Consider the following 24463-nt stretch of genomic DNA (forward strand, 5'->3'; position numbering starts at 1 on the left):
GGCAGTTAGGATCTCTTGTCGAAATCCAACCCGGGATTTGGTGTTCGATCCGGCTACGCCCGTCGTGGCCGGTGACAAAAAGCGGGCGGCGAACCGCCCGCGTAGATTTAGCGGACCACGTAGGGCAGCAGGCCGAGGAAGCGGGCACGCTTGATCGCCTTGGCGAGTTCGCGCTGCTTCTTCTGGCTGACGGCGGTGATGCGCGATGGCACGATCTTGCCGCGCTCGGAGATGTAGCGCTGCAGAAGCCGCACGTCCTTGTAGTCGATCTTCGGCGCGTTGGCGCCAGAGAACGGGCAAGTCTTGCGGCGGCGGTGGAAGGGGCGCCGGGTTGGGATCTGATTGATGTCGACCATTATTCTGCGGCTCCTTCAAAGCCTTCGCGCGGACGGCGCGGGCCACGATCGGCACCGCCATCGCCGAAGCTGCGCGGCGGACGATCACCACGGTCACCGCGATCGCGGTCGCCGAATGAGCGCGGGCCACGGTCGCGGTCGCCGAAGCCGCCGCGTTCCGAGCGCTCTTCGCGCTTCTGCATCATTGCCGACGGACCTTCCTCATGCGCATCGACCTTGATGGTCAGGAAACGCAGTACGTCCTCGGACAGACCCATCTGGCGCTCCATTTCGTTGAGCGCGGCCGGGGGGCAGGTGATGTCCATGAGTGTATAATATGCCTTCCGGTTCTTGTTGACCCGGTAGGTGAGGGACTTCAGTCCCCAGTTCTCGACCCGGCCGACGGACCCGCCATTCGCGGTGATGACGCCCTTGTACTGTTCGACAAGCGCATCGACCTGCTGCTGCGAGAGGTCCTGCCGAGCAAGAAACACATGTTCGTATAGAGCCATAGTGTTCGTGCCTTTCTTCGTTTTCTCTCCCGGTTCCCGGCGGCAAAAGCCTCTGCAACTTCTCTGACCCGCAATCCTTGCGAAGGCGGGGAAGAAAGGAGCATGACGAGACGGTCGAGAGCGGAGACACGGGAGGCGGAAGCGCTTCTGGCTTCACGCGAAGGTTTCGAAAAACCTCCGGCCCTCCGTTCAGCCCCCAGCAAGGACCGGCAGATTGCGGGCGTCTATACAGGAATTTGGCTGCAAGGCAAGGGCAAACGGCCGACGTGTCGTAAGCAGATGAGTTGCACGCAAGTTGTCCGATTTTATTCGGCTGCTGGCCTCATTCGCAAGGTCTTACGGATTCCCTGCCCGGACCCAAGAATGTTTTCCCGCATTTCGCCTGACAAAACAAACCGGATGCCCTGTTCGTATAATCGCGGGAGACGATCGAGGTAACGCCAACAAATCGAACAGCTCTACGCAGTCGGCAATCAGCTACAACAATTCCCATCTCTCGACGACACGATCGGAGTTCGCGCATCACGCTGCAACTTCAGCTGCCTCAGCTCGTGTGCGCAGCCACTTTGCCTGTGGTTTCGGGGAAGAAATCGGGCGCCGCATGGCGCTTGCCGAACATCATGTCGTATTGCAGCAGACGGAAGTCGCGGATTGCCGGGTCGATCTCTTTCTGACGCGACCAATCGGGGGTGGCCTCGCCCCCCGGTGCCAACAGCAAATTGCGGTCGATGACGCGGTAGCGCTCTCGCAGCTGGCCGAGGAAGCCGGTGTAATAGGGATGGCTGATGCCGGCCGTTTTCAGGATATGATAGGGCAGGAAGGCCGGGCTGACGGCGCCCAGATCCTCGGCCGGGCCGCTGCGGTTCGACCAGACGATCAATGGCGTCTGGTGGTGCTGCAGCATCTGGTCGGCCGCCTCCTTGCGCGGCGCGACATTGTCCTTCAGGAAACCGGTCTCGACGTAGACCGGCCCAAGCGGCGGCAGGTGATCGCCGAAGAATGCGATGACGGTCGGCCGCTCGCGTTTCTTCGCCCATTCGATCAGCCGCTCGAGGCCGCGGTCCGCATCGGAAGAGCCTTCGGCGTAGCTCAACAGCGATTCACGTGCCCATTGGCTGATCGGCGCCTGCACCTTGTGGGTCGGATTGTTATAGCGATACGGCTCATACGGCCCGTGGTTCTGCAGGCTGACGGCGAAAAAGAAGACCGGCTCGGCGCTGGTATCGGCTTCGCGGATGATCTCGTCGGTCATCGCAGCGTCCGACGCGAGCGGTCCGCGCTTCTGCATGGGCGGCAACGTCTCCTCGGACTTGAAGTCGTTGAAGCCGAAATCGGCATAGACGGCCCCCCGGTTCCAGAACCAGTTGGTGCCGGGATGGATGGCGCGTGCCCGGTAGCCCTGACTTTTCAGGAAGGTCGCCAGCGAGGGAGTCGGTGTCCGCACATATTGCTGGTAGGGAATGCTGCCCGCCGGCAGGAAGGCGTTGGAAAAGCCGGTCAGGGCCTCGAACTCGATGTTGGCCGTCATGCCGCCGAACTCGGGCGAGAACATGTAGCCCGTGCGCAGTGCCCGCACATTGGGGATAGGGTCGGGTGTGATGGTGACGCCGGGCAGCTTGGTCGGATCCCAGAAGGATTCGCTCATCACGACGATGATGTCGGGCTTCTCGGCGGGTACCGAGGCGATCACCTGCGGTTTGCCGATCGCTTCGATCGCCTTGTCGGAATAGCCGGGCGGCGCCGAGACATGCGCCATCGGGACGTTCAGCGCGAAGGCGAGCGCAAAACCGTTCGAGGCATAGTTTTCCTTCTGGTCCCACATAATCGGGATGATCTGTAGCCGGTCGCGCGTCCACGAGAAAGTGGCATAGTCCATGATGGAGACGAAGAAAGCGATCAGCGGCACCGTCAGCGTCAGCCGGGCAAGGCGGCCCTTGTGGCTGAGCGCCGGAACGCGGCGGCGCCATAACCGCCAGCCATAGACGAGCAGCGACAGCCCGCCGACGATGCCGATCGCCAGGGCAATGGCGGTTCCCGGGCGATCGCGGACCAGGAGCGGCATCAGTGCCACGATCTGCCGGGAATAGAGGAAATCGGTCGGATAGAGCGGATCGCCGAGATAGAGCGACTTCTGGTGGCCGACGAACGCCAGCGACAATGTCAGCGGCGCGACGATCATCAGGCTCTGATGGCTGCGGCCGAGCACGGCGTCGAGGCCGATGAGGATCAGCGCAAAAATGACAATCGTGGTCCAGCCGGGTTTGAAAGGCTGCAGAAAGAAATCAATGGTGCCGGCAAAGTTGCCGCGCACGATCAGTTCGATGGCAAACACCAGGATGGCCGCAGCCAGAAAGCTGATAAGGCCATAGCGGATGACAGGCCATCTGCGCGCCGGCAGATAGCCAGTCGACGGATCGCCTTCAAGAAACTGTGGCGCCGCCTCGGCTGCGCTCTGCTTGGTCTTTGCCACTTCAATAGTTCCCCGGCCCGCAACAAAGGCGTCACTCGATTGTCATCGAACTGTCACGCAAAGCCTAGCGCCTGCGGCGGAAATAAGAAGAGCCAGCAAACAAATCGTGAGCGGTTTTCATCATGAGTGATCGCCAAAAAGCCTGCCGAAACAGGCACTCGGCCGACGCTGAGCGGTCAAGGTTGGACTTGACTTGGGCGCACGCCTTGCGTCACAGGCAGCGAGAACCAGCAGCTGGGAGCCGACGATGGCCATAGCATTCACCTTTCCGGGGCAGGGCAGCCAGGCTGTCGGCATGGGCAAGGACCTCGCCGATACTTTTGTGGAATCGCGGCGGATCTTCGAGGAAGTCGACGACGCGCTCGGTGAAAAACTATCGCAGCTGATCTGGGAAGGCCCGGAAGAGACGCTGACGCTGACCGCCAATGCCCAGCCGGCGCTGATGGCGGTGTCACTTGCCGCAGTCCGGGCGCTGGAGGCGCGCGGCTTCTCCCTGAACGGCAAGGTCACCTATGTCGCCGGCCATTCGCTCGGTGAATATTCGGCACTTGCGGCCGCTGGTTTCGTTTCGGTCGCCGACGCCGCCCGGCTGTTGCGTATCCGCGGCAATGCCATGCAGGCGGCTGTACCGGCCGGCGAGGGCGCCATGGCGGCGATCATCGGGCTGGAACAGGCCGACGTCGAGGCCGCTTGCGCAGAGGCCGCCCAAGGCACCGCCAAAGATCCCGCGCAAGCCTTGGTTTGCCAGATCGCCAACGACAATGGCGGCGGCCAGCTGGTGATCTCCGGCGCCAGGCCGGCGGTCGAACTGGCGGCAAAGCTATGCACGGAGAAGGGCGCCAAGCGGGCGCTGATGCTGCAGGTCTCGGCGCCCTTCCATTCGGCATTGATGAAGCCTGCGGCCGAGATCATGCGGGAGGCGCTGGCCGCCGTGACGAAGCGTGCGCCGGTCGTGCCGCTTGTCTCGAATGTTACGGTGACCCCGACGAGCGATCCTGACGAGATTGCCCGCCGCCTCGTCGAACAGGTGATCGGGCGCGTGCGCTGGCGCGAAACGGTTGAGTGGTTCAGCAGCAACGGCGTTGCGACGCTTTACGAAGTGGGCGCCGGCAAGGTGCTGTCGGGGCTGGCCCGCCGCATCAACCGCGATATTGCCACCACTGCCATCGGATCCGCGGCGGATGTCGAGGCGGCGCTGGCGGCGCTTGCATAATCAACTGGCGATTTGACCCCGCTCCATGCAAAGGGTGTTCGCTCAGATCAGGAGGCAAGAATGTTCGAATTGACCGGCCGCAAGGCGCTCGTCACCGGCGCATCTGGAGGTATCGGCGAGGCGATCGCCCGCGTGCTGCACGGCCAGGGCGCCATCGTCGGCCTGCAAGGCACACGTATCGAGAAATTGGAGGCGCTGGCCGCCGAACTGGGCGACCGGGTCAAGCTTTTCCCGGCCAATCTTTCCAACCGCGACGACGTCAAGGCGCTCGGCCAGAAGGCGGAGGCCGACCTCGAAGGCGTCGACATCCTCGTCAACAATGCCGGCATCACCAAGGACGGGTTGTTCGTGCGCATGGCTGACGCCGACTGGGATAGCGTGCTCGAGGTCAACCTGACCGCCGTGTTCCGGCTGACCCGCGAGCTTACCCATCCGATGATGCGCCGCCGCCATGGCCGCATCATCAACATCACTTCAGTGGTTGGCGTCACCGGCAATCCCGGCCAGACCAATTACTGCGCCTCCAAAGCCGGTATGATCGGCTTTACCAAATCGCTGGCGCAGGAGATCGCCACCCGCAATATCACCGTCAACTGCGTCGCCCCGGGCTTCATCGAATCGGCGATGACCGCCAAGCTCAACGACAAGCAGAAAGAGGCGATCATGGCGGCGATCCCGACCCGGCGCATGGGCACGGGCGCCGAAGTCGCCTCTGCCGTCGCCTACCTAGCTTCCAACGAGGCAGCCTACGTCACCGGCCAGACCATTCATGTCAATGGCGGCATGGCAATGATCTAACACTTGGGAAAACGCTTCATTCCGTCTTGGATGCACGGGATTTTTCGTGTAATGCCGCCCGCAACCCGGCGGTTCGGGCAAAAACCGGTCCTGTTCCGCTGCGTTTCCGGCAGGACCATCTTTCAGCTTGATTAGCGGCATTCTGCCCGCTAACGAAGACAGACAACCAAAAGACGAGGATGCCCAAATGAGTGACACCGCAGAGCGCGTCAAGAAGATCGTCATCGAGCACCTTGGCGTCGATGCCGACAAGGTGACGGAGCAGGCGAGCTTCATCGATGATCTGGGCGCGGACAGCCTCGACACGGTCGAACTTGTCATGGCGTTCGAAGAAGAGTTCGGTGTCGAGATCCCGGACGACGCCGCCGAGACCATCCTGACTGTTGGCGATGCGGTGAAATACATCGACAAGGCCTCGGCCTGACGCTATTTGCAGTCATCACCGAGGAGGACCTGCGATGAGGCGTGTCGTCGTCACGGGCCTTGGGCTGCTTTCGCCGTTCGGCATGGGCTTCGAGCACAGCTGGAAGGAGCTTCTAACCGGCCGCAGCGCAGCCAAGCGCATCACCGAATTCGAGGTGGAAGACCTTGCCTGCAAGGTCGCCCACGTCATTCCGCGCGGTGACGGCTCCAACGCCACTTTCAATCCTGAAGCCGTTCTCGAGCCGAAGGAACTGCGTAAGATCGGCGATTTTATCCTGTACGGAATCGCGGCCGCCGACGAGGCACTCAAGGATTCCGGCTGGCAGCCGAAGACGCACGAGGATCAGTGCGCCACCGGCGTGCTGATCGGTTCTGGCATCGGCGGCATCGAAGGCATCGCCGAGAATGCGATGATCCTCAAGGAACGCGGCCCGCGCCGCATCAGCCCGTTCTTCATCCCCGGCCAGATCATCAACCTCGTCTCCGGCCAGGTCTCGATCCGGCATGGGCTGAAAGGCCCAAACCACGCCGTTGTCACCGCTTGCTCGACCGGTGCGCACGCCATCGGCGACGCGGCCCGCCTGATCATCTGGGGCGATGCAGACGTTATGGTCGCAGGCGGCGCCGAAGCGCCGGTGACGAGACTGTCGATCGCCGGGTTCGCCGCTTGCCGCGCGCTCTCCACCGAGCGCAACGACGCGCCGCAAACGGCCTCGCGCCCCTATGATCGCGATCGCGACGGCTTCGTCATGGGCGAGGGCGCCGGTGTTGTCGTGCTCGAAGAACTCGAACACGCCAAGGCCCGCGGCGCCAAGATCTATGCCGAGGTCACCGGCTACGGTCTGACCGGCGACGCCTATCACATCACCGCGCCTGCCGAGGATGGCGACGGCGCTTTCCGTTGCATGACAGCGGCGCTAAACCGGGCGAAGCTGACGCCCGCAGATGTCGACTACATCAACGCGCACGGCACATCGACCATGGCCGACACGATCGAACTCGGCGCCGTCGAGCGGCTGGTCGGCAACGCCGCCTCTAAGATATCGATGTCGTCGACCAAATCGTCGATTGGCCACCTGCTGGGCGCGGCTGGTGCTGCCGAGGCGATCTTTTCCATCCTCGCCATTCGCGACAACATCGCGCCGCCGACCATCAATCTCGACAATCCGGAGCGCGAAACGGCGATCGACCTGGTGCCGCACAAGCCGCGAGCCCGGCAGATCGACGTGGCGCTGTCCAACTCCTTCGGCTTCGGTGGCACCAACGCCTCGCTCGTCTTCCAGCGCTACAATGGCTGACCGCTCTGCCGGTTTCCGTCTGCCGTCAATTTTGCCATATTCGCCCCTACTCTGCCCGAGGGGATTCGTCGCAAGATCAGATGGTAGGGCGCTATGAACACAAATCCGGCCGATAACGGGGAATTCGGGCAACGGCCAGCAACGTCCGGCCCGATCGTGCCGAAAACGGCCAGCGAGGCGTTGCGGCCCGAGGCCGGCACGCCGCCGCCGAAGCGCTCGCGTGCCTCGCGCAGCCAGTTCGTCGTGTTCATGAACTTCGTCATCTCTTCGGTGATGCTGATGGTTCTGGCGGCAGGCGTTGCGCTGTATTTCGGCAAGCAGGAGTTCAACGAGCCCGGCCCGTCGGCCAATGGGGACACTTTCCTGGTCAAGCCGAATAGCGGCGTCCAGGAGATCGCCGACCAGCTTGAGCGGCGAGGACTGATCAGCGACGCCCGCATTTTCCGCCTTGGCGTGCGCGCCTTCGGCAATGATTCCGCCCTGAAGGCCGGCGAATACGAGATCAAGCCGCAGGCGTCGATGCACGACATCATGGAACTGCTGAAGAGCGGCAAGTCGGTGATGTATTCGCTGACTATCCCCGAGGGGCTGACGGTGGAGCAGGCGCTGCAACGGATCGCCGAGCAGGACGCGCTGACCGGCGATATGCCGTCGACCACCCCACCTGAGGGCAGCCTCGCCACCGACACGCTGCGCTTCACCCGCGGCGCAACACGCCAGCAGATGGTCGACAAGCTTCTGGCCGACCAGAAGAAGCTGGTAGACGAGGTCTGGCAGCGCCGAGCGCCGGATCTGCCGATCGCCAATGTTGAGGATTTTGTCACCCTGGCCTCGATCGTCGAGAAGGAGACCGGCAAGGGCGATGAACGCTCGCGCGTAGCCGCCGTCTTCCTCAATCGGCTGGCCAAGGGTATGCGGCTGCAGTCGGACCCGACCATCATCTACGGCCTGTTCGGTGGCAAGGGCAAACCCATCGATCGCCCGATCTATCAGTCGGACATCCAGAAGCCGACGCCCTACAACACCTATCTGATCAACGGTTTGCCGCCGACGCCGATCGCCAATCCCGGCCGTGCGGCGCTGGAGGCCGTCGCCAATCCGTCGAAGACCAGCGATCTCTACTTCGTCGCCGACGGCAGCGGCGGCCACGTCTTTGCCTCGACGCTCGATGAGCATAACGAGAATGTCGCTCGCTACCGGGCACTGCTGAAAAAGCAGGCGCAGGACGCCGCCAAGGCCGGGGCAACCAATACCGGAGCCGACACGCCGGCGGGAGCCATCGTTGACGATGCGGGCGCCACCGCCGCCCAGTAGGGCCGGACGCCATCAGGTTGGCCCTGTGCATGTCCGGGTGGATGTGCAAGGGCTGCTATGGCATTGGAATTCACATGATCCTGCCCGGAGAAAATCGCTCCGGCTTGAGGGCATTCGGCAAAGGGACGCACGGCTACATGAACTTGCAGAGCATGACCGGTTTTGCGCGCAGTGTCGCCGAACACGACGGTACTTCGATTGCCTGGGAAGCCAAGTCCGTCAACGGCAAAAGCGTCGAGGTCAGGTTGCGGCTGCCGCAAGGTTTCGACCGGCTGGAGCCGGCCGTCCGGCAGACGGTGCAAAAGCGTTTTGCGCGCGGCAATTTTCAGATGACGCTGACCATTGGCCGCGCCGCCGGCGCACAAGCGCAACCCGTGGTCAACGAGGCTTTCCTGAAGGATCTGGCGGGCTTGGCCAAGCGGCTGCAGGAGCAGTTCGGGGTAGCCCCTGCGGCGGCCGACGGGCTGCTTGCGCTGCGCGGCGTGCTCGACATTCCCGAAACCATCGAAACCGAAGAGGCGCGCAGTGCGCTCGATACCGCGATACTGTCGGCGCTGGAAGCAGCACTGAACGGGCTGCAGCAGGCGCGCCAGGGCGAAGGTGCCGCACTTCGTTCCCTGCTGTCCGGCCATATCGATGCCATCGAGGCGCTGACGCTGCGGGCCGAGGCCGATCCATCACGCGAGCCGGCCACGATCCGCGACAGGCTCGCCGAGCAGATCCGCCTGTTGATGGACGCGTCCGCCAACCTGGACGCCAGCCGGCTGCATATGGAAGCGGCGTTTCTGGCCACCAAGGCCGACATACGCGAGGAAATCGACAGGCTGAAGACGCACGTGGCGTCGGGGCGGGCGCTGCTCGCCGGCGGTGGCGCCATCGGCCGCAAGCTCGATTTCCTGGCACAGGAATTCAACCGCGAATCGAATACGCTGTGTTCCAAGTCGAATGCTGCCGCGGTCACCGCCATCGGGCTGGAACTGAAGGCGGTTGTCGACCAGTTTCGCGAACAGGTCCAGAATCTGGAATGATCCCGATGCCAAGCCACATGACTGCCAAGCCCCATGACCGCTAGGGATTTGGGTTCCCGCATTCGGCGCCGCGGGCTGATGCTGGTCTTGTCGTCGCCGTCAGGCGCCGGCAAGTCGACGATTGCGCGCAATCTGCTGGAGAGCGATTCCAGCCTCGAATTGTCGGTCTCGGTCACCACGCGGCCACGCCGCGGCAGCGAGATCGAGGGCGTCCATTACCACTTCCGCACCATGCGCGAGTTCGAGCGGCTACGCGATTCCGATGCGCTGCTCGAATGGGCGGAGGTGCACGGCAATTGCTACGCGACGCCGCGCGAGCCGGCCGAACAGGCGCTGGCCGAAGGCCGCGACATGCTGTTCGATATCGACTGGCAAGGCGCTCAGCAGCTCAAGGAGAAGATGCGCGCCGACATCGTCTCGATCTTCATCCTGCCGCCATCGATGAAGGAATTGAAGGCGCGGCTGAAGCGTCGCGCCGAGGACCAGGAAGCGGTGATCGAGACGCGGCTCAAGAACGCCCGCAACGAGATCGAGCACTGGAAGGAGTATGATTTCGTCATCGTCAACGACGATCTCGACCGCGCTTTCGCCGAGGTGCGCGGCATCGTCACGGCCGAACGGCTCAGACGCGATCGCCGGCCGGGCCTGTTCGATTTCGTCTCGGGGCTGCTCGATGAGAAAACGGATTGATCAAGGCGTTGTCCCCGCGACCAGGATCAGATTGCGGCTGAGCGCGGCGTCGCGCAGTTCCAATGCCGCGGCATATTCGGCGGAGCGGTACCAACGCCGCGCCGTGTCCATGTCGGGGAATTCCACGATGATCAGCGGCCCGGGAGACCAGTCGCCTTCCAGCCTTTCCACCTCGCCGCCGCGTACCAGATAGCGCCCGCCATGCTGGGCGATGGAGGCAGCCGCGCGGGCGCGATAGGCTTCGATAGCCTCGGCGTCACGGATCGTGACGTCGGAGATGACATAGGCGGCCACTGTTTGTCTCCGGGCAGGGTTTGTCCGGCTATGTATGCCATGAGAGCGGAAATTCCACGCGGGCGCTTCCCGGCATCACACCGCGTTGGTCAGGCGAATGAATTCCTCGACGCTGAGCGTCTCCGCACGCCTGGTCGGATCGATGCCGGCGCGGGTGAGCAGTGCCTCGCCGCCGAGGCTTTTCACGCTCTGCCGCAGCATTTTCCGGCGCTGGCCGAACGCCGCTTCGGTGACGCGGCTAAGCCGTTTGACCTCTGCCGGCAAGGGGCTGGCGCGCGGCACCAGATGCACCACCGAGGACGTCACCTTGGGTGGCGGCGTGAACGCCTGGGGCGGCACGTCGAAGACAATCCTCGCCTCCGTCCGCCAGCCTGCAAGCACGCCGAGCCGGCCATAGGCCTCGCTGCCGGGGCTGGCTGCAATGCGTTCGGCGACCTCGCGCTGGAACATCAGCGTCATCGACGCGTAGAAAGGCGGCCACTCGGTCACGGTCAGCCAGCGGATCAGCAATTCGGTGCCGATATTGTAAGGCAGGTTGGCAACGATTTTCGCCGACCCCCCGCTTCCCGGCGCTCCTTTGGCAAGCGCTGCAAAATCAGTTTTCAGCGCATCGCCGGCCACGATCTCGAGCCGACCCGGATAGTGGTTCGCGATCTCGGCCAAGGCCGCCAGGCAGCGCTCGTCGCGCTCGATCGCGACGACCCGGCGGGCGCCGTTGAGGAGCAGGGCCCGAGTCAGCCCACCCGGACCGGGACCGACCTCGATAACCGTAACGTCGCTCAGGTCGCCGGCGGTCCGCGCAATCTTGCTTGTCAGGTTAAGGTCGAGCAGAAAATTCTGGCCGAGTGCCTTTTTCGCCTGCAGCCCATAGCGCTCGATCACCTCGCGCAGTGCCGGCAGGCCGTCTATGCTCATCGGGTTGGGCTCCTCGGGCTGGGCTCATCGGGCTGGGCTCGTCGGGTTAAGGCCATCGAATTGGGCTCATTGGGCCCAGTGGCCTACGGCCTTTTCCCGGTATCGGCAAGCAGGCGAGCGAGTTTCAGCGCCGCAATCAGGCTGTCGGCACGGGCAATGCCCTTGCCGGCGATGTCGAAGGCGGTGCCGTGGTCGGGCGAGGTGCGGATGAAGGGCAGGCCGAGCGTGACGTTGACTGCCTCGTCAAACGCCAGCGCCTTGGCGGGGATCAGCGCCTGGTCATGATACATGCAGAGCACCACGTCATAGCCGGCGCGGGCGCGAGCGTGAAACAGGGTGTCGGCCGGCAATGGCCCGAAGGCTTCTATTCCTTCCTGCCTCAGCCTGTCGATCGCCGGGCGCACGATCCGCTCGTCTTCGGTGCCTATCGCGCCGCCTTCGCCGGCATGAGGGTTGAGGCCGGCGATGGCGAGCCGCGGCTTGGCAATTCCGAAGCGGTTTGCAAGGTCGGCAGCGGTGATGCGGCCGGTGGCGACGATCAGGTCGGTCGTCAGCGCCTTCGGCACCTCGGCCAGTGCGATGTGAATAGTGACCGGCACGGTGCGCAGGTCCGGACCGGCAAGCAGCATCACCGGCATCACTTCGGTGCCGGTGTGAAGCGATGCCAGATGCGCCAGATATTCGGTGTGGCCGGGAAAGCGAAAGCCGGCATCGTAGAGCGGCTTCTTGGCAATCGGGCAGGTGACGACCGCGGCAGCGCGGCCGGCCAGGCAGTCGGCAACGGCGCGGTCGATCGCCTCGATGATTCCGGCGGCGTTGGCTGGATCCGGGCGGCCGGGACTGTCGACGAAACGGGCGGAAAGCGCCACCACCGGCAGCGCGCGCGAAAACACACTAGGCGCTAGCGCCGGCGTCGTCTCGGCAATCGCGATATCGGTGCCGAGCCCGTGCGCCCGCGCGGCAATCAGCGCCGGATCGGCAAGGAGATAAAAAGACGGAACGCCGGCGCTGTCGCGGGCCTGCCAAGCAGCGATGGCGATGTCCGGCCCCACACCGGACGGATCGCCGACGCTCAACGCCAGCGGAAGCTCTGCATCAGGCACGGCGATGCCGACTTCAGCGCTCGATGATGCGGGCTTTCTTCCGCAACTCCTCGACGTATTTCTTTGAGAGCTCGTCGGCGTTCTTGTCGCTCGAGCCCTCGCTCTGGAACACCATCTGCGCGACTTTGTCGTCCGACACTTCGCGCGACGAGCAGATGCCGACGAATTCGACGCCGCGGTCGGTCTCGCGCGTCGCGGTGGCGCCGCCGACCTTGGTGGCCTTGATCTGCTCGGCCCAGTCCGGCGGCAGTTGCGGCGCCAGCACCCGGCCGAGGTCGCGAACGGTGACGTCGATCAGGCCCTTGGCAAATTCGCGCGTGGTGTTGCAGCCGTTGAAGCGGGCGCGCATGGCGTCGGCTTCGCGCTTGCGCTTGGCCAGCGTCGCGCTGCGCTCGGCTGCCGGCACGACGAAGATGACCTGCTGCAGCATGTATTCGGTGGCGCTCGGCTTGCTGCCGCCTTTTTCGAGCATGCGCTTGACGACGTCCTGCTCGCTTATGGCGCCGCCCCCGTCGGCGGAGCGGTAGCGCGCGGACAGCGCCTGGTTCCAGGCCATCTGCGCTCGGATGAATTCCTTGAAGTGCTCCTTGGTGACGCCTGATTGCGCCATCACACCGTCAAGCTGCTTGAGCTGCATCTTGTTGTTCGTGGCGAAACGCTGATAGGCGGCATCGACCTGCGCATCGCTGATGCGGATGCCTAGGCGCCGAGCCTCGGCCGAGCGCAGCGTCTGATCTATCATTTCCTGGCCGGCATCGCCCTTTCTGCGCTGCAGGCGCAGGAAAGCGGCCCGATGCTGGATGTCGCCTGTGGTGATCGGTACGTTGTTGACGACGTATTTGATCTCGGTGGCGAAAGCCGGCCGCGTCACTGCGGTGGTCGAGAACGCCACCAGCAGCGCGAACCCTGCCGAAAAGAGGTATTTCCTCATCGAAAGCATCCCAATTCCATCCCGATTCGACCCAACCCATCCCAGTTCAGGTCGCCGAAATCCGTGCCTGCTCTATGCGGCGAAACAATGTCGTCCGCCAGCCGCCCCGTTGCCGACTGCCGTTATTGGATGGTGTCGATGGAGCGTTGCGACGAACCGAAATCGCCGAGCGTGCGGAACGACAGGTTGAAGCCGACGTTCTGCGACACTTCCCTGGTGTTAAGGTCACGTCTTTCCGAAAACGTCATCAAATAGGTAAAGCACGAATCACTATAGGCAAAGCCGACGCCGTCCTTGACCAGCACGCTCTGCTCAAGATCATATGTGCCGGTGCCAAAGACGCGCCAGTTCTCGGCAAGATGCGTCGAGGCGCCGAGCGTGACCTCATGGCGATCCGTGGAGAAGCCATAGAGCGGCTGCGCCTGGATGAAGGCGTATTTGGCGCTCAGCGATACCGGCAGGCCTGAAAAGGCGGCCTTTACCTCAGCGCGGCGGATCTCGAAGCTCTGCTCGTCGAAACGGCCGCTGACCGAGCCGGAAAATCCGCTGGGGCTGTTGAAGCCGACAAGGCCGACATAGTCGGAGGTTGCAGTTTCAAGACCCGAATAGGCACCGACATTGACCAGATCCGGCGTGCCGAACGAGTTCTGGCCGCCGAGCTGGTAGGATTGGCCGAACACCGCATTGGTGCCCCAGCCATTGTCGTATGCGCCGGAATAGCGGAGCCCGACATTGGCGCGTGTGCCGCCTTCCATGCGGTCATAGCCCGAGAATTTGTCGCGCTCAAACAGCGTCGTGGCGTCGAAGACGAAGCTCTGGGCGTCCTCGTTGGGAACCGCCAGCCCGCCGACATATTGCTCGTTCGGACGCACGAATACTTGCGCCATCGGCTCGAAGACATGGCTGGAACTGGTCATCGAGAACAGCACCGGCCAGCGCATCTCAAGGCCGGCGGTCGCCATGAAGCGGGCAAGCGATGAACGCATATCGTCCTCAACGCCGAGATTGGTCGCCATCTGGTTGATGGCGTCAAGCGAGGCGGAGGAGGCGTTGACATAGCCGGCGTCGCCGCGCAGCGCCAGGAGCGGCGTCAGCAGCAGCCCGCCATCGGTGGTGATGGTGCGCTTCCATTCGGCTTCCGCAGTAAGACGGCCGGATTGACCGTCGATGCCACGAACGTTGTTGACGGACGAAGGGACGCCCGAATCTGCAAGAGCCGTATCGAGCCTGTCGCGGTCTATGACCCGCGCGTTGACGTCGAACGAGAGCTGCCCGCCGGCCACCGGCATGTCGGGGATATAGGCGTAGTCGAGCGAGGGCAGCACCCAGGGCTGCTTGGCGGCGCGTGCGGTCGGATCGCTGGCGAGAGTGTCTTCCTGAACGTCGAAGTGCATGGCGCGCACATCGAAGTAATTGCGATCGTTGAGTCCCGTCAGATACACCTCGGAGCGGTGCACGCTGTCGTTGAAGCCATCGATGTCGTAAGTGCGCGCGAAATTCTTGTCGCTCTGCAGCAGGATGTCCCAACCGAAGTCCCAGCGCGGGTTGATAGCGAACTGGCCCTGGGTGCCCATCATGCCGCGGAACCTGTTCGGGTCGCCTTCGGTACCCGAATTGACGTTGTGGCCATTGTCGTCGATGAAGGCGTCGGGATTCTCCTGCCGGATGCCTGCAATTTTCAGGCTGTACTGACCATTGTTGAAGCGCTGCCTCCACTCGGCCTCACCGAGGAAACCTTGCTTGGTATAGCCGCTGCCGGTGACAGTGAGATCGTAGGTCGGCGAGAGCGCGAAATAATAGGGGACTTTAACACCCACGCCGAGGTCGCTCTTGTAGGCGACGCCGGGAATCAGGAAGCCGCTCTTGCGCTTGACCGTTGGGTCGGCGATCTCGAAAGCCGGCAGATAGGCCAGCGGAAAGCCGAAGAACTCGAAGTTCGAGTTTTCGAAGCGAACCGTCTTCTTTTCGCCGTTCCAGATGATCTTCCTGGCCTTGATACGCCAGGTCGGCGCTTTGTCGGGCTTGTCCTCGCACGGCTCGCACGCGGTGTAGACGCCATTGTGGAATGTCGTCAGCACGCCGCCCATGCGTTCCGCGCTTTCGGCGGCGAAGTAGGCCTTGTCTATGGTCTCGACCCGCAGCGCGTTGACGAAGCCGTCGGCGAAATCGTCAGTGATGTCGGCATGCTGCGAATAGATCTTGGTGCCGTCGCTATTGACGAGTTCGACATTGCCGCTGGCGACGAGGCGTTTGGTGTTGCGGTTGTATTCGACCCGCTGGGCGACGAGACGGTTGCCGCCGTAGTCGATCTGGACGCCGCCGACGGCCGTCACGGTCTGCTTGTCGTTGTCGTAGACCAGCGTATCGGCTGCCAGCAGCATCTGCGTGCCACTCGGAACCTTCGTTGCCAGCTCACTGACGTCCTGGGCAAAAGCCGGAGCAGCCGGGGCGACGCTAGCAAGCAGGCATGCCAAGGCGCTCGCCGCAGAGAGGCGTGCCAAACCGGCGTGCCTATGGCTGCGCAAAACCGCCTCGCTCACTAGCCGTCTTCCTTGTATAGCAGGAATGTCACCCCGAAGAACATAGCCACGACAACCGGGACCCAAGCCGCTACGGCTGTGGGTACGAATCCCGCTACGCCGAATGCCTTGACCAGCACCGAAACGACATAAAGCAGAAAGCCGGCCACGATGCCACCCAGAATCATCGTCGCCGACTGCCCCATCCTCGCAAATCGCATTGATACCGTTGCCGCAATCAGCGTCATCGCCACGAGCAGGAAGGGCAGCGCCACCAGGGAATCGAACTGCATGGCGAAGGCATTTGCCTTGAGGCCGAAGGAGCGGGCCACCTCGACTTTGCCGGGCAAATCGTAGAAGGGGATAGTCTCAGGGCGCGCCAACCGCTCTTGCACGAATTCCGGCTTGAGATTGGTCGGCAGCCGATCGCTGGGTAACGACTGGATGGTGCCGTCCCGGAACACCTTGACGTCCTGCAATTCCCAGTAGCCGTCCCGCAAAAACGCGCGCGCCGCATCCTTGCGCTCGATGATATCGCCTTGCGGACTGAAGCTGAAGAAGACCGCGTCGGCCATCTCCAAGCCTTGATTGAGAATGGCGCGCGCTCCGATGATGGTATCGCCGGAACTGGTTTTCTGCCTGATCCAGGGTGCGGCATCGGCCGAGACCGTATTCGACTTGCCCGAACGGAGCTGGGTCTCGATCTGCTCGGACCAGGAATAGGCGTGCGCGGCTATCGGATTGATGACGCCGACCGACAAGGCACCAAACAGCAGCGCCCCGATGCAGCATGGCAGCAGGAACTGCCATGCTGAAACCCCGGCGGAACGGGCGATTACCAATTCATATTTGCGGTTGAGCGACACCAGGGTCGCCATCGCCGAGAACAGGCCGACGAACGGCACCGTCTGCAGCATGATCATCGGCATCCTGAGCCCGGAAATGGCGAAGGCAGTTCCGTAAGTGAAGCCTGGCACGCCGGTCGTGCGGCCGGAAAGCTCGGTGAAATCGATCAGGAACACCAGCGCCAAAAGACCGATGAAGAACCAAATGGTGATCGTCACATAGCGAAAGAAGAAGTATCGACCCAGAGTCCAGCCCATCAGCCGGCTCCCTGTCCGGAAGCGCCGCGCCCAGCAAAACGGAGCTTGATGGCGCTCCAGCCCTCACTGAAGCGGCCGGCAAGATTGGTCACCCAGTCGGCCCAGGCAACAGGCAGTTCCATGGTCCGGTTGGAAACAATGAACCAGATGGCGATCGCCGATGCCACGATCGGGACGCCGTAGACCATATAGGCATATTGCGGCACCTTGTCGGCCTTGCCGGCGGCAAAGAACCCGAGCCAGCGCACGAACAGCGCGATCGCGATTGCCGTGATCAGCGGGTGCACACGCGCCTCACGATGCGAGCGTGCATCTCCGGCGACGGCGAGCGCGATCAGCGCGAAGACGAGCGAATAGGACCACTCGGAAAAACGCTGGTCGAGCTCGGCCAGGTACCTGTTCGGCTTTTGCTGGTACATCTTGTCGTTCGGACTGGGATTGAGCAGATACTGGGTCGTCCGGTCCTTCGGCAAAAGCAGGATGTCGGATGATGCCGACATGAAAGCGGACAAATCGAAGGCATAGGAGGTGAACCGGATCACCGAGAGGTCGCCGGTCATGGTTTTGCGATGGATCACCCCGTCATTCATCATCAGCACCTTCTCGTCGCCGCGTTCGATGATGCTGCCGGACTTGGCATAATAGACGAGATTGACGCCTTCTTCGCGCGAATCGGCGACGAAGATGCCGCCGAGGCGATTGTCGGGAAGCCGTTCGCCAACCTGCAGGAACAGGCCGTCATCGATCTTGCGGAAGGTGCCTTCCTGGATGATCAACGACAACAGATCCGCACGCGAAGATGCTATCAGCTCGCGGTTCTTCTGGCGCGCGTAGGGGTCAACGCCATTGTCGACCGCGAACGAAAAAATGCTGGCTGCGAGTGCCAGAAGCATGATCGGCCTGACTATTGTCCAGCGTGAAGCGCCGGCGGCATTGATGACGGCGAGCTCCGAATCCGAATTCATCACGCTGAGGATCTGGGCGACCGCGACCACCAGGGCGAAGGGCACGACGATCGGAACGATCGTCGGGATGATCAGCGCTGCGACTTCGAAAAAGGTGAGGGCCGATTGACCGCTATCGGTGACGAGGTCGATGCGGGCGAGGACCTGAGTCGTCCAGACGATCGCCAGCGTCCAGACGAGCGCCAGCGCGAATACCGCGAAGGCACGGCGCATGATGTAACGTTCAACGACCTTCATGAAGGCTTTTCTCGGCGATTTCGAACGGCATCATGCCTTGGAACAAGGTAGTCGTCCGGCGCCGGCTGTACAACTGGCTCAGTTTGACGGTTCGATCCGGGTTCTGTCCCGTATCGTACATTCCGCTGGGCCGGAGTGTCGGCGGCAATGGATAAGAAAGGGCGAACATTGTTGGTTAACAACAGGTTGCGGCGGGAAGCGGGGCCGTGCCGCGACGAATCGTAGGTGGTTCGATATCGCATATGGGAGCGATTTCGGCCAAAGTCTTGTCAAATGCGGCAAAACGACCAAATGTCGCGCCGGTCGCGACCGCCGCGGCGTGATAAGACGGGTCAGGATCTGTTGAGCCCCAGCATGGAAGCGGAAAGATTGCGCAGTCAAACCGGTCGGGAAACCGTCTTGGACGGCGCGATCGTGGTCGGCGCCGGCGCGGCCGGCCTTGCCGCCGCCCACGCCTTGATGAAGGCCGGCGTACCGACGCTCGTCTTGGAAAAGGAGAGCCGGCTCGCCGAACCCTGGCATCGGCGCCACCAGCGGCTGCACCTCAATACCCATCGCGATCTCTCGACGCTCCCCGGTGTCGGCTATCCCGCAGGCACCCCGGCTTTTCCGCATAAATCGGCCGTCATTCGCCATCTGAACGATTTCAGCCAGACGCATGGTCTGCCGGTCGCATTCGGCGTTGCCGTTGAAGAGGTCACGTTCGACGGCGATCACTGGACCGTGCGGACGAACGCCGGACGTCGTCTGGCGCGCCATGTCGTCGTCGCCACCGGGCGCGACCGGCAGCCGTTTATTCCCGCGTGGAAAGGCAAGAAGGATTTTGCAGGCCGGATTATCCATTCGGCCGATTTTGGCGATGCGAGGGACTACGCCGGCAAAAGGGTGCTGGTGGTCGGTGCCGGCAATTCGGGTTTCGACGCACTCAATCATCTGGCGAATGCAGACGCCCAAAGCATCTGGCTGTCGGCCCGCAACGGCCCCTCTCTGCTGCCGAAACGTATCGGCAAGGTCGCCGTCCACAGGCTTTCACCGTTAATGGCGAGCTTGCCGGTGCGGCTGGCCGATGCGGTGATGGCGACAACCCAGCGCCTGGTTTTCGGCGACCTGACGAAATTTGGGCTTCCGCCGGCGCCCACAGGCGGTGCGAGCCGTCTGAGCGCCGACTACACCGCGATCGCAGCCGACGACGGCGCGGTTCGCGCCATCAAGGCAGGCACGATCGTGGTGGTGCCACCATTGCGGGAATTTAGCCAAGACGGCATCGTATTGAATGACGGCAGGTTGATCACGCCCGATATCGTCATTGCAGCGACCGGCTATCGCACCGGTCTGGAGCAGATGGTCGGCAAGCTCGGCGTTCTCGACGGCAAGGGCGTTCCGCTTTTCAACGGCGGCGATGCCGATCCGAAATTGCCCGGCCTGTGGTTTACCGGCATGCGGCCGAGCATTCGCGGTTGTTTCGCCAATGCCCGCATTCAGGCCAGGGCGATAGCGGCGCGGATTGTCAAGCAGCGATAGTGAGCAGGGCTATGCCGATTGTACCGCCCGCAATTGACACGCCTTGTTGGAGCGTGCTCGAACCGAAAGGTCAGTGATCATGACGCCAGTCAGCATTCGCTACATGGTCGATGATGTCGCCACCTCGATCGATTTCTACTGTGGACAACTGGGCTTTACCGTCGAACAGGACGCGCGACCGGCTTTTGCCTCCGTCACGCGCGGCGCGTTACGGCTCCTTCTAAGCGGACCCGGCAGTTCGGGTGCACGGGCTATGCCGGATGGCAGGCAGCCGGTGCCGGGAGGCTGGAACCGCATCCTGTTGGTGGTGCCGGACCTGAAAGAAGAGGTCGCGCGCCTCAAGAGTGCTGGACTTGTCTTTCGCAACGATATCATAACGGGCGTCGGCGGTTCCCAGACCCTGCTCGAAGACCCATCGGGCAATGTCATCGAGCTGTTTCAACCCGCCGCTCACTGACGCAACAACACGGCACCTTTCGGTCCGACCAATCGAACGCCTCTCGCGATAATCCAACGCACTTCCCGAAAGCAGGACATCATGAATTCGAGACCCTCGATCGCCTTCGCCAAAATCGCCGCGCCCAAAAAGGGCAGCGTTTTCGTTCTGGCGGCCGACGAGGGCGACCTCAGCGATGCCGCCAGGGCTTGTGATCCGGCAAAGACCCTCGAGCGGGCTTTTCCGGTCGCCGACTTCACCGGCAAATTCGCCAGCCTGGTCGAAGTGCTGGCACCGGAAGGGACATCGCTCGAGCGGCTGGTAGCGGTCGGTGCCGGCAAGGGCTGCAATCTCGATGATTATGGTTGGCTGAAGCTCGGTGGCACGATTGCCGCGTCCTTTCGCAAGGCAACCGAAGTGGCCATCGTGCTCGATCTTCCCGGTGCCGCCATCAGCGGCAGGCAAGCCGTTCAGCTCGCAGCAGGCATCCTGCTGCGCAGCTATTCCTTCGACAAGTATAAGACCAAAAAGAACAATGGTGACGACAAGCGCGAGCCAAAAAAGCCGGTCAAGGTAACTATTCACACCGCCGATCCGGCAGCTGCAAAGAAGGCCTTCGCCGATGAAGCGGCGGTGATCGACGGTGTCTTGCTGGCGCGCGATTTGGTCAATGAACCGGCCAATGTTCTGGGGCCGGTGGAATTCGCCACCCGCATCGCCGAACTGGAGGCGCTCGGCGTCACGGTCGAGATCCTGGCCGAGAAGGAGATGAAGAAGCTCGGCATGGGTTCGCTGCTGGGCGTAGCGCAGGGCTCGCCGCGTGGCGCCCGCATCGCGGTCATGCGGTGGGACGGCGGCAAGGCCAAGGAAAGCCCAGTCGCCTTCGTCGGCAAGGGCGTCACCTTCGATACCGGCGGCAATTCGATCAAGCCGGCCTCGGGCATGGAGGACATGAAGGGGGATATGGGCGGCGCTGCTGCCGTCACCGGGCTGATGCACGCGCTAGCCGCGCGCAAGGCGAAGGTCAATGTCGTCGGCATTGTCGGGCTGGTCGAAAACGCCGTCGACGGCCACGCTCAGCGACCGGGCGACATCGTCACCTCGATGTCGGGCCAGACCATCGAAGTGCTCAATACCGACGCCGAGGGCCGCCTGGTGCTGGCCGATGCGCTGTGGTATTGCAACGACCGCTTCCAGCCGAAATTCATGATCAATCTGGCGACGCTGACCGGCGCCATCATGGTCGCGCTCGGCCAGCATTATGCCGGCCTGTTTTCCAACAATGACGAGTTGGCGGACCGGCTGACGGCGGCCGGACAGGCGACGCAGGAGCGGGTGTGGCGCATGCCGCTCGGTGCCGAATACGACAAGCTGATCGATTCCAAGAATGCCGACATGAAGAACATCGGCGGCCGCCACGGCGGCGCCATCATCGCCGCACAGTTCCTGCAGCGTTTCGTCAAGGACACGCCTTGGGCGCATCTCGACATTGCCGGCACCGCTATGGGCGCTCCCTCCAACGAGATCAACCAGTCATGGGCTTCCGGCTTCGGCGTCAGGCTGCTCGACCGGCTGCTGCGCGATCATTATGAGCAATGAGCGGCTGGGGCGGGATTCCGAAAATGTAGACTGAACGCATGGCCGAGATTCTGTTTTATCACCTGACCGAATCGACGCTGGAGGATGCGCTGCCCGGCCTCCTGGAGCGCAGTATCGATCGCGGCTGGCGCGCCGTGGTGCAGACCGGCACCGAGGAACGGCGCGACGCGCTGGACCAGCATCTGTGGACTTTCCGGGACGATTCATTCCTGGCCCACGCAACGGACCGCGAAGCCCGTCCCGCCGAGCAGCCGGTGCTTCTGACCGTCGGCCCTGACAATCCGAACCAGGCGCAGATACGCTTCCTGGTCGATGGGGCGGTGCCGCCGGAGCTTGGCGGCTACCAGCGCGCCGTGTTCCTGTTCGACGGTCACGATGCAGCCCAGCTAGAGGCGGCACGCACGCACTGGAAGACAATGAAGGAGGCGGGCCACACCGTGACCTACTGGCAGCAAACGCCCGACCGGCGCTGGGAACGCAAGGCTTAGGGAATTTGCCGCCTAGTGGAATCACTGGCGCCGCAAGAATGCGACGCCAAAAAGATGGACTGCCGGCTATTCAAAAGACCTGAGCAAGCCCGATGCCGCCCGATGAACGAACACCAGGCATGCCGATAGATGCCGCACTTGTTCGCCGGCTGATTGCCGCGCAGTTCCCCAAATGGGCGGACCTGCCGGTAGAGCCGGTCGAGCCTGGCGGCTGGGACAACCGCACGTTCCGACTGGGCGATCGCATGTCGGTGCGGCTGCCGAGCGCTGCCGCCTATGTCGCCCAGGTCGAGAAGGAGCATCGCTGGCTGCCCCGCCTGGCGCCTCACCTGCCTCTGCCCATACCCGTGCCGCTGGCCAAAGGCGCGCCCGGGGAAGGCTATCCATGGCCTTGGTCCGTCTATCGCTGGCTTGGCGGCAGACCGGCGGCTGGTGGACTGATTGCCGATCTTACTGAGTTCGCCCGTTCGCTGGCCGGCTTTCTGGTTGCGCTCTACCGGATCGACGCTGCCGATGGGCCGCCGGCAGGGCGGCATAATTTCCACCGCGCTGGCCGGCTTTCGGTCTACCACGCCGAGACCCGAGCCGCGCTCTCGGCGCTCGGCGGCGGCATCGACAAGGCCGCAGCCGAGGCCGTGTGGGCGACGGCCCTTGCCTCGCGATAGCAAGGGCCGCCGGTCTGGGTCCATGGCGACGTCGCCTCGGGCAATCTGCTCGTCGAAGATGGCAAGCTGTGCGCGGTGGTCGATTTCGGTAGTTCGGCTATCGGCGATCCTGCCTGTGACCTGGTGATCGCGTGGACGGAATTTTACGGCGAGAGCCGCCAGGCGTTCCGCGACGCCATTGCCCTTGACGAGCACAGCTGGGCGCGCGCTCGGGGCTGGGCGTTGTGGAAGGCGCTGATCGTCGCTTCGGGACATGACGGCAATCAGCGCGAGGCGGAAAAATCGTGGCGGGTCATCAATGAGGTGCTGGCGGATCACACAAACAGTCAGAGCGGGAGGGCCAATTCAGTTTGAACGGATCCCGCCCTAATAACGAAAGCATTACTGCCCGCCCATCTCCTTCCTGAACGTATCGAAATCGACCTGCATGCCGTTGAAGATGGTGCTCCAATGGCGGGTCAGCGCTGAAACGGCGACCGCCTCCTGGATCTCCTCGTCGGTGGCGCCGGCGCGCTTGGCGTCCTGCGTGTCCGACCAGATGCAGTAGTTGCACGGGATTTGCGCCGCCACCGCCAGCGAGATCAGCGATTTGACCTTCGGCGGCAGCGCCGTCTTGTCGCTGAGCTGGATGGCCTTGACCTCGGCCCATGCACCGGGCAGACCGGCTTTCGGGAACTGCTTTACGAAACCGGGCACCCCGCCCATGGTCGACTGGATGTCCTTGACGGTTGCGTCATACTCATCGGCATAAGAAGGGGCTGCAGCCAGGGTCAGCACACAGGCGGCGGCGAGCAGGCAGACACGGCGGATGGAAGAGTGCTTTGATGAAAGAGTACGACAGACAGACATGGCATTCTCCTCTGGCATTTGTTAGCCTTACGATGTAAGGTAATGTCGAAAATGAACCTTACAGCGTAAGTTGTCAAGCGGCACCATGGACACATCGATCAAAAAAAAGCGACCGCGCGGCCGACTGTCTCGCGAGATGATCGAGGCTGCCGCTTTGAAGGTGATCGAGAGCGAGGGCCTCGCCGGTTTTTCGATGCGCAAGCTGGCGACTGCACTCGGCTGCGAGGCGATGAGCATCTATCACCACTTTCCTTCGGTGGCGCATCTCTTCGAAGCCTTGGTGGACCGGCTGATCGGCTCCCTCGAAATGCCCGACACGGACCTACCTTGGCGACAAAGGTTGCGCATCGCCGTGCAGGATTTCCGCCGCGTCGCGCGTGAGCACCCGGCTTTCGCCAGCTTCTTCGTCACCTACCGGATGAACTCGCCGACCTGCCTTGCGTGGCTGAACGGCGTCCTCGGCCTGTTCGAGGCCGGCGGCTTCGGACCGGAACTTGGTGCGCGGCTGTTCCGTACCACCGGCTATTATCTGATGGGTGCCATCCTCGACGAGACTGCCGGCTATGCAAAGGGGCCTTCGGCCGTGACCACCGTCAGCGATGAGCAACTGGCGCAGGATTTTCCAAAAGTAGCTGCGGCCGGGCGTTATTTCGGTACCGCCGAATTCGACCGGACGTTTGATCTCGGCCTTGACATGCTCCTGGACGAAATGGAGCGCGCCCGCGACGGCACCAGCGCGCCGAATACCGGGTCTTGA

Annotated in this window: 23 protein-coding genes and 1 pseudogene; 13 read left to right on the forward strand and 11 right to left on the reverse strand. The window is 62.9% G+C overall.

Translation table 11 applies throughout. The features are described from left to right. Positions 1 to 107: 107 nt before the first annotated feature. The 3 genes from rpsR to NKH78_RS28860 all read right to left on the reverse strand — a co-directional run bounded on the left by rpsR (position 108) and on the right by NKH78_RS28860 (position 3317). Positions 108 to 356 (reverse strand): 30S ribosomal protein S18, encoded by a 249-nt coding sequence (gene rpsR / locus NKH78_RS28850; RefSeq protein ID WP_006203718.1) that lies wholly within the window; start codon positions 354 to 356, stop codon positions 108 to 110. Further along, positions 356 to 847 carry a 30S ribosomal protein S6 gene (gene rpsF / locus NKH78_RS28855; RefSeq protein WP_254820244.1) on the reverse strand — a complete coding sequence of 164 codons (492 nt, stop codon included), beginning with the start codon at positions 845 to 847 and terminating at the stop codon, positions 356 to 358. Before rpsF ends, rpsR begins: the two co-directional genes overlap by 1 nt. Positions 848 to 1391: 544 nt before the next feature. Next, entirely contained in the window at positions 1392 to 3317 is a 1926-nt protein-coding gene (locus NKH78_RS28860) for an LTA synthase family protein (RefSeq protein WP_352739681.1), read from the reverse strand. 247 nt (positions 3318 to 3564) lie between these two features. On the opposite strand from NKH78_RS28860, the gene fabD reads away from it, so the two are divergent. The 7 genes from fabD to gmk all read left to right on the forward strand — a co-directional run bounded on the left by fabD (position 3565) and on the right by gmk (position 10081). After that, positions 3565 to 4530: an ACP S-malonyltransferase gene (gene fabD, locus NKH78_RS28865; protein WP_352739679.1), complete on the forward strand. Its 966-nt coding sequence runs from the start codon at positions 3565 to 3567 to the stop codon at positions 4528 to 4530. Positions 4531 to 4590: 60 nt separating this feature from the next. Then, positions 4591 to 5328 carry a 3-oxoacyl-[acyl-carrier-protein] reductase gene (fabG, locus tag NKH78_RS28870; RefSeq protein ID WP_352739677.1) on the forward strand — a complete coding sequence of 246 codons (738 nt, stop codon included), beginning with the start codon at positions 4591 to 4593 and terminating at the stop codon, positions 5326 to 5328. A 187-nt stretch (positions 5329 to 5515) separates the two neighbouring features. Next, positions 5516 to 5752, forward strand: coding sequence for an acyl carrier protein (locus tag NKH78_RS28875; protein WP_006203723.1), 237 nt, complete (start codon positions 5516 to 5518; stop codon positions 5750 to 5752). A gap of 34 nt (positions 5753 to 5786) precedes the next feature. After that, entirely contained in the window at positions 5787 to 7049 is a 1263-nt protein-coding gene (fabF, locus tag NKH78_RS28880) for a beta-ketoacyl-ACP synthase II (RefSeq protein ID WP_254820314.1), read from the forward strand. Positions 7050 to 7142: 93 nt separating this feature from the next. After that, complete coding sequence (gene mltG, locus NKH78_RS28885) at positions 7143 to 8363, forward strand: endolytic transglycosylase MltG (RefSeq protein ID WP_352479235.1); 1221 nt, start codon at positions 7143 to 7145, stop codon at positions 8361 to 8363. Positions 8364 to 8500: 137 nt separating this feature from the next. Then, positions 8501 to 9391 (forward strand): YicC/YloC family endoribonuclease, encoded by an 891-nt coding sequence (locus NKH78_RS28890; protein ID WP_352739695.1) that lies wholly within the window; start codon positions 8501 to 8503, stop codon positions 9389 to 9391. 33 nt (positions 9392 to 9424) lie between these two features. Further along, the gene (gene gmk, locus NKH78_RS28895) at positions 9425 to 10081 is read left to right on the forward strand and encodes a guanylate kinase (RefSeq protein ID WP_254820312.1); all 657 of its coding nucleotides are present in this window, start codon (positions 9425 to 9427) and stop codon (positions 10079 to 10081) included. Here gmk and NKH78_RS28900 read toward each other — a convergent pair whose 3' ends face one another. From NKH78_RS28900 to lptF, 7 genes are all read right to left on the reverse strand, one after another. Next, positions 10082 to 10375, reverse strand: coding sequence for a DUF1330 domain-containing protein (locus tag NKH78_RS28900; RefSeq protein WP_352739675.1), 294 nt, complete (start codon positions 10373 to 10375; stop codon positions 10082 to 10084). Between the two features lie 75 nt (positions 10376 to 10450). Continuing rightward, positions 10451 to 11290, reverse strand: coding sequence for a 16S rRNA (adenine(1518)-N(6)/adenine(1519)-N(6))-dimethyltransferase RsmA (rsmA, locus tag NKH78_RS28905; RefSeq protein WP_352689587.1), 840 nt, complete (start codon positions 11288 to 11290; stop codon positions 10451 to 10453). A gap of 83 nt (positions 11291 to 11373) precedes the next feature. Next, the gene (gene pdxA / locus NKH78_RS28910; RefSeq protein WP_352739673.1) at positions 11374 to 12393 is read right to left on the reverse strand and encodes a 4-hydroxythreonine-4-phosphate dehydrogenase PdxA; all 1020 of its coding nucleotides are present in this window, start codon (positions 12391 to 12393) and stop codon (positions 11374 to 11376) included. Between the two features lie 13 nt (positions 12394 to 12406). Next, the gene (locus NKH78_RS28915) at positions 12407 to 13333 is read right to left on the reverse strand and encodes a peptidylprolyl isomerase (protein WP_352647392.1); all 927 of its coding nucleotides are present in this window, start codon (positions 13331 to 13333) and stop codon (positions 12407 to 12409) included. A 113-nt stretch (positions 13334 to 13446) separates the two neighbouring features. After that, entirely contained in the window at positions 13447 to 15864 is a 2418-nt protein-coding gene (locus NKH78_RS28920) for an LPS-assembly protein LptD (RefSeq protein WP_352739671.1), read from the reverse strand. Further along, complete coding sequence (gene lptG, locus NKH78_RS28925) at positions 15864 to 16949, reverse strand: LPS export ABC transporter permease LptG (RefSeq protein WP_352479326.1); 1086 nt, start codon at positions 16947 to 16949, stop codon at positions 15864 to 15866. Before lptG ends, NKH78_RS28920 begins: the two co-directional genes overlap by 1 nt. Further along, positions 16946 to 18148, reverse strand: a complete 1203-nt coding sequence (gene lptF, locus NKH78_RS28930) for an LPS export ABC transporter permease LptF (RefSeq protein WP_352739669.1) — start codon at positions 18146 to 18148, stop codon at positions 16946 to 16948. The genes lptG and lptF overlap by 4 nt, the downstream gene beginning before the upstream one ends. 354 nt (positions 18149 to 18502) lie before the next feature. Here lptF and NKH78_RS28935 point away from each other — a divergent pair, with 354 nt between their 5' ends. The 5 genes and pseudogenes from NKH78_RS28935 (at position 18503) to NKH78_RS28955 (ending at position 23211) form a co-directional block, all read left to right on the forward strand. Then, positions 18503 to 19669 carry a flavin-containing monooxygenase gene (locus NKH78_RS28935; protein ID WP_352739667.1) on the forward strand — a complete coding sequence of 389 codons (1167 nt, stop codon included), beginning with the start codon at positions 18503 to 18505 and terminating at the stop codon, positions 19667 to 19669. Between the two features lie 73 nt (positions 19670 to 19742). Then, on the forward strand, positions 19743 to 20126 hold the full coding sequence (locus NKH78_RS28940) for a VOC family protein (RefSeq protein ID WP_352507925.1): 384 nt from the start codon (positions 19743 to 19745) through the stop codon (positions 20124 to 20126). An 81-nt stretch (positions 20127 to 20207) separates the two neighbouring features. Beyond that, complete coding sequence (locus tag NKH78_RS28945) at positions 20208 to 21704, forward strand: leucyl aminopeptidase (RefSeq protein WP_352739665.1); 1497 nt, start codon at positions 20208 to 20210, stop codon at positions 21702 to 21704. A 38-nt stretch (positions 21705 to 21742) separates the two neighbouring features. After that, positions 21743 to 22192: a DNA polymerase III subunit chi gene (locus NKH78_RS28950; protein WP_352647401.1), complete on the forward strand. Its 450-nt coding sequence runs from the start codon at positions 21743 to 21745 to the stop codon at positions 22190 to 22192. Positions 22193 to 22284: 92 nt separating this feature from the next. Beyond that, a pseudogene (locus tag NKH78_RS28955) lies at positions 22285 to 23211 on the forward strand (aminoglycoside phosphotransferase family protein). A gap of 27 nt (positions 23212 to 23238) precedes the next feature. Here the strand turns inward: NKH78_RS28955 and NKH78_RS28960 are convergent. Further along, positions 23239 to 23706, reverse strand: a complete 468-nt coding sequence (locus NKH78_RS28960) for a carboxymuconolactone decarboxylase family protein (RefSeq protein ID WP_352739661.1) — start codon at positions 23704 to 23706, stop codon at positions 23239 to 23241. Between the two features lie 85 nt (positions 23707 to 23791). On the opposite strand from NKH78_RS28960, the gene NKH78_RS28965 reads away from it, so the two are divergent. Further along, positions 23792 to 24463, forward strand: coding sequence for a TetR/AcrR family transcriptional regulator (locus tag NKH78_RS28965; protein WP_352739659.1), 672 nt, complete (start codon positions 23792 to 23794; stop codon positions 24461 to 24463).

This window comes from Mesorhizobium sp. M0910 (assembly GCF_040319465.1).
GTDB lineage: Bacteria > Pseudomonadota > Alphaproteobacteria > Rhizobiales > Rhizobiaceae > Mesorhizobium.

Bases quoted from the DNA above. Each gene is read 5' to 3' on its own strand.
- rpsF (WP_254820244.1), bottom strand. From the start codon at position 847: ATGGCTCTATACGAACATGTGTTTCTTGCTCGGCAGGACCTCTCGCAG.
- NKH78_RS28950 (WP_352647401.1), top strand. From the start codon at position 21,743: ATGGCCGAGATTCTGTTTTATCACCTGACCGAATCGACGCTGGAGGAT.
- NKH78_RS28935 (WP_352739667.1), top strand. From the start codon at position 18,503: ATGGAAGCGGAAAGATTGCGCAGTCAAACCGGTCGGGAAACCGTCTTG.
- NKH78_RS28875 (WP_006203723.1), top strand. From the start codon at position 5,516: ATGAGTGACACCGCAGAGCGCGTCAAGAAGATCGTCATCGAGCACCTT.
- mltG (WP_352479235.1), top strand. From the start codon at position 7,143: ATGAACACAAATCCGGCCGATAACGGGGAATTCGGGCAACGGCCAGCA.
- rpsR (WP_006203718.1), bottom strand. From the start codon at position 356: ATGGTCGACATCAATCAGATCCCAACCCGGCGCCCCTTCCACCGCCGC.
- fabG (WP_352739677.1), top strand. From the start codon at position 4,591: ATGTTCGAATTGACCGGCCGCAAGGCGCTCGTCACCGGCGCATCTGGA.
- lptF (WP_352739669.1), bottom strand. From the start codon at position 18,148: ATGAAGGTCGTTGAACGTTACATCATGCGCCGTGCCTTCGCGGTATTC.
- rsmA (WP_352689587.1), bottom strand. From the start codon at position 11,290: ATGAGCATAGACGGCCTGCCGGCACTGCGCGAGGTGATCGAGCGCTAT.
- fabD (WP_352739679.1), top strand. From the start codon at position 3,565: ATGGCCATAGCATTCACCTTTCCGGGGCAGGGCAGCCAGGCTGTCGGC.
- gmk (WP_254820312.1), top strand. From the start codon at position 9,425: ATGACCGCTAGGGATTTGGGTTCCCGCATTCGGCGCCGCGGGCTGATG.
- NKH78_RS28945 (WP_352739665.1), top strand. From the start codon at position 20,208: ATGAATTCGAGACCCTCGATCGCCTTCGCCAAAATCGCCGCGCCCAAA.
- NKH78_RS28960 (WP_352739661.1), bottom strand. From the start codon at position 23,706: ATGTCTGTCTGTCGTACTCTTTCATCAAAGCACTCTTCCATCCGCCGT.
- fabF (WP_254820314.1), top strand. From the start codon at position 5,787: ATGAGGCGTGTCGTCGTCACGGGCCTTGGGCTGCTTTCGCCGTTCGGC.
- NKH78_RS28965 (WP_352739659.1), top strand. From the start codon at position 23,792: ATGGACACATCGATCAAAAAAAAGCGACCGCGCGGCCGACTGTCTCGC.
- NKH78_RS28915 (WP_352647392.1), bottom strand. From the start codon at position 13,333: ATGCTTTCGATGAGGAAATACCTCTTTTCGGCAGGGTTCGCGCTGCTG.
- NKH78_RS28890 (WP_352739695.1), top strand. From the start codon at position 8,501: ATGAACTTGCAGAGCATGACCGGTTTTGCGCGCAGTGTCGCCGAACAC.